This is a genomic window from Vibrio sp. CB1-5, from assembly GCF_059412285.1.
This window is the reverse complement of record NZ_JBJHPB010000005.1, coordinates 172565-184020: the sequence shown is the minus strand read 5'-3', so window position 1 is coordinate 184020 and position 11456 is coordinate 172565. Positions and strand designations below refer to the sequence as shown.

10 protein-coding genes are annotated in these 11456 nt (G+C 46.5%); 6 read left to right on the top strand and 4 right to left on the bottom strand.

Annotated features, from left to right (window positions below; all coding sequences use genetic code 11):
• The first annotated feature begins 131 nt into the window (after positions 1-131).
• Both ACJB0T_RS05735 and ACJB0T_RS05730 read left to right on the top strand, forming a co-directional pair.
• Positions 132-1208 carry a sensor histidine kinase gene (locus ACJB0T_RS05735; RefSeq protein ID WP_479292616.1) on the top strand — a complete coding sequence of 359 codons (1077 nt, stop codon included), beginning with the start codon at positions 132-134 and terminating at the stop codon, positions 1206-1208.
• 10 nt (positions 1209-1218) lie between these two features.
• Positions 1219-1941 carry a LytR/AlgR family response regulator transcription factor gene (locus tag ACJB0T_RS05730; RefSeq protein WP_479292614.1) on the top strand — a complete coding sequence of 241 codons (723 nt, stop codon included), beginning with the start codon at positions 1219-1221 and terminating at the stop codon, positions 1939-1941.
• Positions 1942-2002: 61 nt separating this feature from the next.
• Here ACJB0T_RS05730 and ACJB0T_RS05725 read toward each other — a convergent pair whose 3' ends face one another.
• Positions 2003-2521, bottom strand: a complete 519-nt coding sequence (locus ACJB0T_RS05725) for a DUF2058 domain-containing protein (RefSeq protein WP_479292611.1) — start codon at positions 2519-2521, stop codon at positions 2003-2005.
• A gap of 226 nt (positions 2522-2747) precedes the next feature.
• Here ACJB0T_RS05725 and ACJB0T_RS05720 point away from each other — a divergent pair, with 226 nt between their 5' ends.
• From ACJB0T_RS05720 to ACJB0T_RS05710, 3 genes are all read left to right on the top strand, one after another.
• The gene (locus ACJB0T_RS05720; RefSeq protein ID WP_479292609.1) at positions 2748-3524 is read left to right on the top strand and encodes a sulfite exporter TauE/SafE family protein; all 777 of its coding nucleotides are present in this window, start codon (positions 2748-2750) and stop codon (positions 3522-3524) included.
• Positions 3525-3672: 148 nt separating this feature from the next.
• On the top strand, positions 3673-5409 hold the full coding sequence (ggt, locus tag ACJB0T_RS05715) for a gamma-glutamyltransferase (protein WP_479292606.1): 1737 nt from the start codon (positions 3673-3675) through the stop codon (positions 5407-5409).
• Positions 5410-5565: 156 nt separating this feature from the next.
• On the top strand, positions 5566-6789 hold the full coding sequence (locus tag ACJB0T_RS05710) for a DEAD/DEAH box helicase (RefSeq protein ID WP_479292605.1): 1224 nt from the start codon (positions 5566-5568) through the stop codon (positions 6787-6789).
• Between the two features lie 276 nt (positions 6790-7065).
• On the opposite strand, the gene ACJB0T_RS05705 is transcribed toward ACJB0T_RS05710, so the two are convergent.
• Together ACJB0T_RS05705 and ACJB0T_RS05700 are read right to left on the bottom strand one after the other, a co-directional pair.
• Positions 7066-7815, bottom strand: coding sequence for a DUF1989 domain-containing protein (locus ACJB0T_RS05705; RefSeq protein ID WP_479292603.1), 750 nt, complete (start codon positions 7813-7815; stop codon positions 7066-7068).
• A gap of 9 nt (positions 7816-7824) precedes the next feature.
• Positions 7825-8565 carry an SDR family NAD(P)-dependent oxidoreductase gene (locus tag ACJB0T_RS05700; RefSeq protein ID WP_479292602.1) on the bottom strand — a complete coding sequence of 247 codons (741 nt, stop codon included), beginning with the start codon at positions 8563-8565 and terminating at the stop codon, positions 7825-7827.
• Between the two features lie 97 nt (positions 8566-8662).
• Here ACJB0T_RS05700 and ACJB0T_RS05695 point away from each other — a divergent pair, with 97 nt between their 5' ends.
• On the top strand, positions 8663-9697 hold the full coding sequence (locus ACJB0T_RS05695; RefSeq protein ID WP_479292601.1) for an AraC family transcriptional regulator: 1035 nt from the start codon (positions 8663-8665) through the stop codon (positions 9695-9697).
• A 94-nt stretch (positions 9698-9791) separates the two neighbouring features.
• Here ACJB0T_RS05695 and ACJB0T_RS05690 read toward each other — a convergent pair whose 3' ends face one another.
• Positions 9792-11273 carry an amidase gene (locus ACJB0T_RS05690; protein WP_479292599.1) on the bottom strand — a complete coding sequence of 494 codons (1482 nt, stop codon included), beginning with the start codon at positions 11271-11273 and terminating at the stop codon, positions 9792-9794.
• Positions 11274-11456: the final 183 nt, after the last annotated feature.

Here is an 11456-nt window from a genome sequence, read left to right as displayed (position 1 = left end):
ACGAGCCATAGTAATCGGCTGGGCTTATCGCAAAATGGTAAAATGTACGATTGGGTCTATTTCGGTCATGAGCGGGTCAACAGACAACGTCGTTTCACTTATACTGTCAGCACCTTATTCCTAGAGTGCCTATGTTGAAACCTCCAATCCTAAAGTCTTTGTTCTCAAAATCACTGTTATCCAAGTTGTCGTTCTCACGACAGGACTTGCTGTTGCTGGTCGTATGGCCACTCATCAACTCTGTGATTATCTACTCTTCACTGTACTACGTTATGATTGCGTTGGATGAGCCTCTGACCTTGAACATGGTCTTTCGTGCCCTCACAGGCATATTTTCAATATGCGCACTATTTTGGCTATTGCGACGACTATTTGATGCCAAATTTGGTGCTCTCTATCGCCACAAGCTGCCATATCAAATCTTGATCAACTTGGTTTTAGCTTCATTAGCTATCGCCTTTACCTCCGGCGGTCTCCCGGCGCCGCAGACTTTTGACACCGTAACCGTCTTTCAACTCGTCCGGCTAAAGCTGCTTACTCATTTGAACCTATTACTTCAAGTGACCATTTACACTATGGTCGTTCACAGTTGGCAGCTTAAACAAAAGGCGTTGGAGCTGGAGATGTCATTAAAAGAGTCTGAGATTTCTCTACTGCGCATTCAAACCAATCCGCACTTTCTGTTCAACACGCTAAACCTGCTACACAGCGAGATCCCAGAACGTCCCGAACTCGCTCAGGAGCTTATTTTCGAACTCAGTGACTTACTCAGAGGCACGATTGCAATCTCCGACAAGAAGCGAATATTACTCAGTGATGAGATAGAGCTGATTGAGCACTATTTAGCGATCCAAAAAGCTCGCTTTACCGAGCGATTGCATTTCTCCATAGATGTAAGTGAAGAGAGTCAAGCGCTGCAAGTCCCGCCAATGCTGATCATGCCATTGGTAGAAAACGTCATTAAGCATGCAATGAGTAAGACCATCAACCCCATTCATCTTGAAGTCAAAACCCGCTATGCAGATGGGGAGCTTTGCATAGCTGTTAGCAACAGTTGGCCAGAAACCACAACGCCTAAATTTGAAGCCGGCAGTGGTCACCGTAATATTGTTGACACCCTAAATTTAGAATACGACGACGCCAATTTTTCAATGGATTTTTCCAACGATACTAGCTGCGCACAAATCACCATTCGTCATGATTTTTAAGGAGAAACCTGTGTACCGAGTCTTATTAATAGATGATGAGCCCGCAGCGACTCAAGCTTTAGCACGTAGCCTTGCGGCATTTGAAGAGATTGACGTAGTTGGTAGCTACAACGATCCTCAAAAAGGGATTGAGGCAATTTGCCAGCAGACACCAGACATTGTGTTTATGGACATAGAAATGCCAGAACTGGATGGGTTTATGGTCGCCAAAGCAACGGAACATGTGCCTTATCACTTGGTTTATGTGACCGCGTATTCAGAGCATGCGCTAACGGCGTTTGAAACCAAAGTTGTGGACTATCTATTAAAACCCGTTCGCCAGACCAGACTTGAGCGCTGCCTCGAAAAGATTAAAGCCCTCCCACCTCTGGTATCTCCTGCTGTGGAACATGAAATTCTAGTCAATGATGGCAAGACAACCTATCGGCTCACCGAGAGTGATATCAGCTATATAGAGAGTATCGGCCGCTACCAACAAGTTAACCTAACAGCATCGGGACACAGAAAGTTTCAGCTACAGACGATAGTCACAGAAGAAACCATGACCAACTTTGAAAATGAGTTGAGCACAGAGCAATTTTTTCGGGTACATCGCAGTTTTATCATCAATGTGGGTTTGATAACCCAAGTCCAACGCGAGGCTAGAAATACTCTGCTGTCATTGAGTGGAGTGAGTCAGGCGATACCGGTCGCTAGAGCAAAGGTGGCTGTGGTGAATGAGTACTTGAAGTAATCGACTTTTAAACAACAAAAAGCCCAATACAATGATTGGGCTTTAACGTAACGCTTGAGTATTACCACATCAGATCATCTGGCACCACATATTGCGCGTATGGGTCATCCTCTTCAACGACTTCTTCTTTAACGTCGTTTTCGATAACTGTCTCTTGGTCACGCTCGGCGATTTTCTTCGCAACGATGGTTGGGATCACCGCGTAGCCTTCTTCTAGACGTGCAATAGACAACTGACCTTTACTTAGCTGGTCACGCACTTCTTGAGTAACATATAACGACTTAACCAAAGTACCATCAGTGAAGTTGTATTTAATGTCACCGTTGCCATGTTCAATAGTGTTAAGAGTAATCAGTTGCTTCACTTGAGCTTTGATTTCTTTGCTCAGTTTTTCTTCATCACGCTGCTTGTTCAACGCTTGATCGCGCTCTTTTTGTGCCGCTTTACTCTCTTCAACGGCCGCTTTTGCTTCACGCGCTTGAACACGTGATTTTTTCGAACCTTTCTTGGCTTTTTTCAGTTTTTTCTCGTTGACCAGACCCGCTTTTAGCATCTGCTCTTGAAGGCTTAGTTTCGACATTGAATGCAATCCTAATTTGTTCTCACAATTGTGGGCATGATCCCAAGAAAGCCCGACAAGAGCAAGCCCAAACAAAGAGAATATCGACGATTTAGCTCTCAAATACCCACCGAGAGACATCAACAGATGATGACTCTGAGATCACGCTTCGGAATGCTTGTTTTGAGAATGAGTTAGGTTTGAGCTATGTTGGCTATCACTCCCCATCTCATTGATTTTACCGATTATGCTGCTTGACCTATCACAGATTGCTTTACTGTTTATTGCTGGTGTCTTCGGCGGTGTACTCAATTCTGTGGCCGGTGGCGGCAGCTTTATTACCTTTCCGACGCTGCTGTTGGTCGGTATCCCGCCAATTGTCGCTAATGCAACCAACACGTTCGCAGCCTGTGCCGGTTATTTGAGTGGCACCTATGCATTTCGCCGAGAAGTGCTTAAGGACCGCAGTAATTTACTTAAAGTGGTGCTACTCAGTATCGCTGGAGGCATCAGTGGCAGCTACTTACTGATTATTGTGTCGGAGCAACAGTTTGTCAGCACAATACCTTGGCTATTACTGTTCGCCACCGTGCTGTTCATTTTTGGCGATCGCATCAATGCTCGACTGAAAGCGGTAAGTAGCCATCGTAACCTTGGTGGGTTAGTCGCGTTTGGATTAGCGCTGTTTTTGTTCCTTGTGGGTGTATTTGGTGGCTTTTTTAACGCTGGACTTGGAGTGATTGGCCTAAGCTACCTCGCGGTTGCTGGTTACAAAGACATTAATTTGATGAACGGCTTGAAACTCCTTATCTCAACCTGCGCGTCGGCGATTGCCATCGTGCTATTTGTATTTAATGGCCTCATCGATTGGTATTCAGGCATCGCTGTGATGCTCGGAACACTCACTGGCGGTTATGTTGCGGCTAACCTTTCACGACAGCTACCACAGATCTACGTGCGACGCTTTGTCACATTAAGCTCCATCGCTATTACCTGTTATTTCTTCTACGACACTTACTTATAACGCGCAACTATCGACAGAGCCTGCCACATCAGGCTCTGACCAAGTGATAACAAAGCCATGACCGAACAGTTAAACAAGCATCAAGTGGATATGTTACTGATAGCACCTACTCTTATTTGTATCCATGACACACCGTTTAGAGGCTTTTATGTCATTTCGTATCGCGTTGATCGCTACGCTTGTTTCGTGCTCGGTAACAGCGCAGCCTGATCCGTTTCCTACTGCACCAAACGACACCGGCAAGTCCTTTATGGTCAGTGCCACCAACCCTTATGTGACTAGCACGGGCTACTCCATTCTCAAACAAGGCGGTAACGCGATCGATGCGATGGTCGCTATGCAGTTTGTGATGTCAGTAGTAGAGCCTGATATGACCGGTATTGGCGGCGGCACCTTTGCTCTCTACTACGACAACAAAGCCAAATCCTTTACCGCGTACGATGGCCGTGATGAAGCGCCTTCCAGTTCGACGCCAGATATGTTTTTGAACGAGAACGGTAAAGCAATAAGTCGCGATGATATTCTAGGTCCTCGCTCCGTGGCGATTCCAGGTACGCTTAAGCTTCTTCAGCACACTCACCAAAAGCACGGCAAACTGGATTGGAAACAGCTTGTACAGCCAGCCATCGATTATGCTGAAAACGGCTACTCGATGAACAGCTACACCTATGACATCGTCGTGCGTGAGCAAACCAGGCTTATCCATGATCCAGAAATCAAAGCGCTTTACTGGGAGGGTGATACCATCCGCCCAACGGGCACTAACATGACCAATCCTAAAATGGCGACAACGCTTAAAGCCATCGCCGAACAAGGTGCTGATTACCTATACCAAGGAGAGCTTGCAAAGCACATTGTCGAAACGGTTAACGCTCGCCTCAAAAAAGACCAAGCGAAACTCTCTCTCACTGACTTTGCTAACTATCGCGTGAAGACGCGCGACATCGTTAAGTCGACCTACCGCGGCAATGACATTGTTTCATTCGGTTACCCCGCTTCTGGTGGTGTTTTGGTCTCCCAGTCACTCGACATGCTTGAAAAATACGATATCGCTTCAATGCCAATCACCACAGCAGAGCCTTGGCGACTGATGGTTGAAGCGATGCGCCTTGCCAAAGAAGACCGCATTGCCTACGCCGGTGACCCAAGCTATGTAGATACACCCGTTGAAGCCTTGCTCGATAAAGACTATATCGATGATCGCTTTGATATGATCCCAGAAAAAGGCGCGGGCGATAGCAAGAACATCAAGCCAGGGTTGCCCGAGGTAGCGACACCTGCTGCACACGAAGGCTTTGAAAGCCAAGATACTGGACACATTTCTATTGTCGATAGCGAGGGCAATGCCATTGCAATGACCAGTACCGTCGGTACGGGCATGGGCTCTGGCGTTATGGTAGATGGCGTGCTGCTGAATGCTCAAATGGCCAACTTCTCTTCGATTCCAAGCTTAAACGGTAAACCAGTACAAAACGCCATTGAAGCAGGCAAACGTCCACGCTCTGCCATTACCCCGCTGATGGTGTTCGATAAAAACGATAATCTGCGTCTCGTCGTTGGCAGCCCAGGTAGTTCGCAAATTCCGGGCTATGTGCTGAAAACCATTGTCGGTATTGTTGATTGGAACCTATCCGCTCAAGCTGCGATTGATCTGCCAAACATCCAATACGGCACCAAGATTGACCGCACTAAGCCATACAACCCGACTGGCCTATTAGTAGAGAAGCGCACCTTCGCCGAATCTATGGTGCCTAGCTTTGCTGAAATGGGCTACAAGGTTCACGTTATTCCTGTGGTCAGCGGCCTCAATGCCATTGAGGTTAAAGATGGTTTGTTGCATGGCGCGACGGATCGCCGTAGGGCGTCTACATCACTAGGGGATTAATATGGAGAGGCTAAAAGCGGGTGCTTTTAGCCTTTCTTGTATAGTGAGCAGATAAGTTGTTAGCGGCGTACATTATTGTGCAGATAAACTTAACGCCAACTGTGGTAAAGTGCACGCCGCTTCTCAACTAGAACAAGAAAGGTTAAGACCAACACTATGCCGTTTTCTCAATTCTCTCTAAGCCAAAAACTTGTGGCAGCACTGCCTGACAAATTTCGCTCTGCAACGGAAATTCAGTCACTCGCTATTCCTGCGATTTTGAATGAACAGGATGTATTGGCTATCGCTAAGACAGGAAGTGGTAAAACACTAGCATATGGCTTGCCTCTCTTAGAGCAGCTTCTAAAGGCACAATCTAAAGCTCTCATCCTTGTCCCCACTCGCGAGCTCGCTTCACAAGTTAATGAGACGCTATCGATGGCATCTCAAGGGACCCATCTCAATTCTATTTGCCTTGTCGGAGGCACAGATAAAGAGATGCAAAAAACCGAACTCGCCAAGAGCTATAACGTGATTGTTGCAACGCCAGGCCGTCTTCTCGAGCTACTCACTGACAACGCCCTAGAAGCAAACAACATCAGTAAACTGGTTCTTGATGAAGCCGATCGCCTACTAGAGATGGGATTTTGGACAGATGTTCAACGCATCATCGAGATGTTGCCAGCAAAGCGTCAAACACTGCTATTCTCTGCTACTTTCCCGGAGCTACTTGAAAACAAGGCCAAAGAACTGCTCTACTCTCCCGCGTTTATTGAAGTAAAGAAAGAGCAAGATGCAGAACAGGCAATAAAAGAGACGATCTATTTAGTCAATAAAGGCAGTAAAACCAAAGCGCTGATTGATCAAATCAGCCGTCACAACTGGCGTCAGGTTCTCGTCTTTATTGGAGCCAAAGATAACGCTGATGCGCTGTGTAAGAAGCTAAACAAAGCCGGGCTGCATGCTGCAGCTCTGCATGGCAACAAAGATCAGGCAGAGCGGGAAGCCACTCTCGAGCAATTCAAGCAGCAAAAAGTCAATGTACTGATCGCAACAGACATACTTGCGCGCGGTATCCATGTCGAGCAATTACCCGTAGTCATCAACTTTGAATTGCCGTCAAATGCCGAAACCTATGTACACCGCATCGGCCGCACGGCCAGAGCCGGGCAAAAAGGCATCGCAGTATCATTGATATGTCATGGCGAGACAGAGTATCTGACCGCAATTAGAAAAGTAACGCAACGTGAGCTTGCATTGCAGGAACTCGAAGGTTTTCCTGTCACTGATAAACCTTCTACTGGCGAGAGCAAGCGCGCCCCGCGTGATAAGCAAGCTAATCGCAGAACCAACAAGAAAAAGAGCATTAAGCAGTTTCAGGGTAGAACTAAGCGCTCTTAAATGGGTTTGGAGCGAAGGTGTGCCAGAGTTTAAGCTAGCAACCTTCTGGACTTTGGCCTCTTGTTTTAACGCGAATACCAGCTCACCGTTAATTCGTCATCTTCACAAAAGTGAGGATCTCCTAAAGCACTTAGCTAACTAAACAGTTACGTTAGTTACATTCAGAGCGCGCTGTACTGAGGTTCCCTTTTCCAAGGGAATAATGACGCTTTTGGGGAGCGTTGACGCTCGGCGTGGGGCAAGATGCCATTTTTAGAGCTTATCGAAAAATACCAATTAATCCACTTCACGCCACTCTAGGATTTCGTAACCTAGCCCTTTCGCATTGACTTTCTCAGGCTCTGTCATGGGTACCGAGTAGTCGCCAACCGGACAAGCTGACACTGCCACCAAAATGTCCATATCAGCAACAAATTCAACGTAGTCGCCTGGGTTGCTTTGGCTTGGCATGCTATCACCGCTGCCATCCATCTGAATGAAGCTTGGTTGGAATACCATGAAGTTATCATGGATGATATCTTGCTCGCCCATACCAAACTCAGCGACGGCCTGAATGCCATTGTCGTGACAGCTGTTATGCCCTTTAACGCCACTTAACATCTCCCACTGCGCTTGAGTACAGTGGCCGCCTAACGCGACGTGATTGTGAAAGTTCTCTGGCAGTGTTGGGGTCCCAGAGTGCTCCACCAGCATTGTTGCCATTGGTCGAACATTCGGCATACATGACCACAGTTGACTGTACTGTGCTAAGTACGCACCTTCATACAAGAACGTCGTGTGTCCCATAAAGTGCTCTGTGCGGTCATGCTGGTTGAACACCCAAACATCACCAATTTGCGGGCCATCAGATTGAATAATTCGAAACACTTGGCCTTTGTTTACTTTAAAGGCTTTGCCACTGTGACGCTCAATGTACCCTTTAGAGACAGAGTGCAATTGGTCACGTTTCTCTGTCATTTGAAGATATTGCTGAGCAACAGGTGTGCCCATTAGCATGCCACTTTGTTTCGTTACTGTATTAGTCATGATTCGCTCCTACCATTCAATTCGTTGACGATCTGTGAAGAAACCGGCTGTTGGTCCTTCTTCTGTCAGGGTTGCTAACCACACAGAGGTGTCCGCCCCCTCTCTCACGGTCTTAGGTCTTGCTTGCGAGTCGCCATAGTCTGGCAGGTCATCAAGGTTCATGTCTGTCTCTACCCAGCCCGGACAGCAGCTATTTACTTTTCCTGCAAACGGCTCCAAGGCTTTAGCGAACAACACCGTATTAGCGTTAACACCAATCTTACTCATTTGATAGGCCGAACAAATATCGTCTTTCAGCGGTGAGTCCATATCACTTAACTGCGCGAGCTGTGCCACCTGCGTCGAAAGGTTCACAATACGCGGTGCTGGCGATTTCTTGAGTAATGGAATCAATTTTTGAGTTAATAGGAACGGGCCAATTTGGTTAATTTCTAACACCTCACGAAGCATTTCTTCCTGAAGTTCATTAGGGCCAATGCCAAAATCTTTCAAAATAGCGGCGTTGTTGATGAGTGCATCTAAATGACCATAGGCTTCCTCAATGGTTTGATACACCGCTGAAAACGTATTTGTGTCAGCAAGGTTGAGCACAACCGACGTCACCTCGTAGCCCTGCTCTCTATATGTTTTTGCTTTTTCAGAGCAGTCTTGGATGTCTGCCATCACAACCGCGTAACCTTGCTCCATAAGTAGCTCACATGTCGCTAAGCCAATTCCTTGATAAGCGCCTGTAACCATTGCAACTTTCATAATTATCTCCTGTGGTCATCTCGATTTCTGTAGTCACTATACTTGACAAAAATCGAGTATAATTGTCCTTATAGCTCAAGATTACTTTTAGGTTGCCATGGATATTATCAGTGCGGTTGGGCCTCTCGTTGCCCCTTATGATTACAATCAAGACACGCTAAAAAACCTGCGGACGCTGTTCAGGCGATACCAAGAGGTAAACACAGTATCGATTAAAGTTGAGCAACTGCTTATCTCCCAACAGCGTGTCGATATTGCTACTCTCGTCGCGCTACAAAAGGAGTCCATCGAATCTTTGTGGCGAGCTGGGCATTACCATGCTGGCTTTGCTTTAGGAGAGTTGTTCTCGGTGGAAAGTTTTGGGCGTTTCAATATCGCTCTACAAAGCGCGCCAGACTTAGCCAGTGCCGTGCGCTTGATCTCGCTCTATGCACCGCAATTTGAGGCTATTCTTCAAATTAGATTCTGTGAAGACTCCGGAAGACTATATGTGGAGTTTGAAGATGAACGAAACACCGTCGCTTGGCAATTTGAAGATGCACTGATGGCTTGCTGGCAGCTTCTTACTCAGTTAACACAAACTCAGTTACAAGCAACCAGAGTGTGTTTACAAGCGCCTGAACAAGGTAATAGCCAAGGCCTCAACGACCTGTTTGGCACCAACATTGAGTATTGTGCCCCCTGTACTTACATCGAACTGCCGGCTTCAGATTGGTCAAGAGCTATGGGGGCATCATCTCCCATGATCACGACACTATTTAACTCTTGGTCTGAGCAAGAAGGTAATGATGAAAACCGTTTCCTAGCAGAGATTTACCACTCGATTTACGATCAAATCGCACAGCGCAGCACAGAAGTAACCTTACCTGAACTCGCCACACAGCATCACTGCAGTGTTGCAACGATGAAGCGACGCCTTGCTAAGTACAATAAAAGCCTAACGACGATGAAAGATGAGGTACACATGCTAGTGTGCTATCACTATGTGACAATGACGGCATTACCGTTAGCGACGGTTGCCGACTGGCTTGGTTTTAGCGACAGTGCAAACTTCTGCCGAGCTTGTAAGCGTTGGTTTTCCATGCCCCCTAGTCAACTTAGACATCTGAATACTAAGAAAAATATCCAGTAAATTAAAACAAAGGGTAGGTACTTTTCAGTAACCTACCCTACGTTATTGAGTTGCGTTAACTAACGATCACTCCCAACCATCGTTAGCTCAGCACTTATAAAACAGGCGCTGGTAATGCAGGAAGGCTAGATTCAATCGCTTTCGCAACCGCTAGCACCTCTTCATCTTTCCATGGGCGTCCAATAATTTGAATGCCAATCGGCAATCCATCTTCGCTCATTGCGACTGGAATGGTTGCAACCGGCCAACCTGTTAGGTTGTAGGCTTGCATCATCGATGAGTCCGCCGTGCCATCGGCTGAGTTGTGCTTAAATGCGACAACTGGCGCTACTGGTGCAATCAACACATCTGCATTTTCAAATACTTGAATCATTGAATTGCGCAGCTTCGCTAAGCGTGCATTGGCCTTTTGCGCGTCTTCAACGGTCGCATCAGTACCTAAAGACAACCAGCCTTTAAGCTCTTCACCCATTAACTCTGGGTTGTTGGCATTAACAAAGTTTCTTAAGTGCTCGCTGCCATCATATAAGAAGTGTTCCACCAGTATTTCACCACCAAATTGGACTTGCTCTGGTAGTTGGTGCGACGTCTCACAACCCGATTTTTTAAGCGCTTCCACAGCGTTATTAACCGCGTTTTTGTACATTTCTGGTACGGTGACCAAACCATCATCGGTATAGAAGCCGATGCGCAGTTCATTGACTTTTACATCGCTGCTAGCGGCCAAAGGAACGTCTTGTGCAAACGGGTCTTTCCAATCTGGACCGTTTAGCACTTCTAACAATAGCTCCAAATCATCCACACTTCGCGCCATTGGACCAGCATGGTTAAATTGAGAAAAAGCGTCGCCGTAGCTCGGGATGTGCCCTGTGGTTGGAATGCGGCCATGAGTCGGTTTTAAAGCACAAATACCACAAAAATGCGCTGGCAGACGTACACTACCACCAATGTCGCTACCAATATCAAATGGTATCATTCTTGCCGCAATGGCTGCCGCAGCGCCACCAGAGCTACCACCTGGCGTTCTAGTTAGGTCATAAGGGTTGTTGGTTCGACCATAAACAGGACTGTTACACTCGTCTGAAAGTGCGAGTTCAGGTGTATTCGACTTACCTAGCAAAATAGCGCCTGCCGCTTTTAGTCTTTTAACCAGCGTCGCATCTTGCTCTGGGACATTGTCTTTGAACATATTACTACCCGCAGTGGTAATAACCCCTTTAGTCTCAAACAAGTCTTTAAGTGTAAATGGAATACCGTGCAGTGGCCCTATCGCCTCACCGGCTTTCAAGGCTAAGTCCGCTTTTCTCGCTTGTGCAATCGCTTCTTGCTTTTGAATTTGGAACACCGCATTGAGCTTTGGATTTTGAGTTTCAATTTGAGTTAAACATGCCAATACGAGCTGCTCTGACGTCACTTCTTTAGCAAGTAGCTTGGCTCTCATCTCAGTGGCCGTCATGTTATGGATACTCTCGATACTCATTGTCTCTCCTGACTTAGTCGCAAATGAAGGAGAAGTCATAGTGGCTGCGGACAACGCCATGGCAGACTTTAGGAAGCTTCGACGATTCAGTGGCATGATTTTCCCCTTCAAAATAATATGATTAGCTCAACTATAGCGACTGCGATTGACAGAGGTAAGTATATGTAACGGTAACTTACCTCAATTCAATAATAGTTTTAACAAGCGATTTTATTGGGCTTTCTTACTAGAGGGAACATTCTGAATTATCAATAAGAGATCAAAAAAAGCCGAGCTTTC

What these genes read in the sequence shown, in the direction of transcription:
- ACJB0T_RS05735 (WP_479292616.1), top strand. Translation starts at nt 132, where the DNA reads ATGTTGAAACCTCCAATCCTAAAGTCTTTGTTCTCAAAATCACTGTTA.
- ACJB0T_RS05725 (WP_479292611.1), bottom strand. Translation starts at nt 2,521, where the DNA reads ATGTCGAAACTAAGCCTTCAAGAGCAGATGCTAAAAGCGGGTCTGGTC.
- ACJB0T_RS05720 (WP_479292609.1), top strand. Translation starts at nt 2,748, where the DNA reads ATGCTGCTTGACCTATCACAGATTGCTTTACTGTTTATTGCTGGTGTC.
- ggt (WP_479292606.1), top strand. Translation starts at nt 3,673, where the DNA reads ATGTCATTTCGTATCGCGTTGATCGCTACGCTTGTTTCGTGCTCGGTA.
- ACJB0T_RS05710 (WP_479292605.1), top strand. Translation starts at nt 5,566, where the DNA reads ATGCCGTTTTCTCAATTCTCTCTAAGCCAAAAACTTGTGGCAGCACTG.
- ACJB0T_RS05705 (WP_479292603.1), bottom strand. Translation starts at nt 7,815, where the DNA reads ATGACTAATACAGTAACGAAACAAAGTGGCATGCTAATGGGCACACCT.
- ACJB0T_RS05700 (WP_479292602.1), bottom strand. Translation starts at nt 8,565, where the DNA reads ATGAAAGTTGCAATGGTTACAGGCGCTTATCAAGGAATTGGCTTAGCG.
- ACJB0T_RS05695 (WP_479292601.1), top strand. Translation starts at nt 8,663, where the DNA reads ATGGATATTATCAGTGCGGTTGGGCCTCTCGTTGCCCCTTATGATTAC.
- ACJB0T_RS05690 (WP_479292599.1), bottom strand. Translation starts at nt 11,273, where the DNA reads ATGCCACTGAATCGTCGAAGCTTCCTAAAGTCTGCCATGGCGTTGTCC.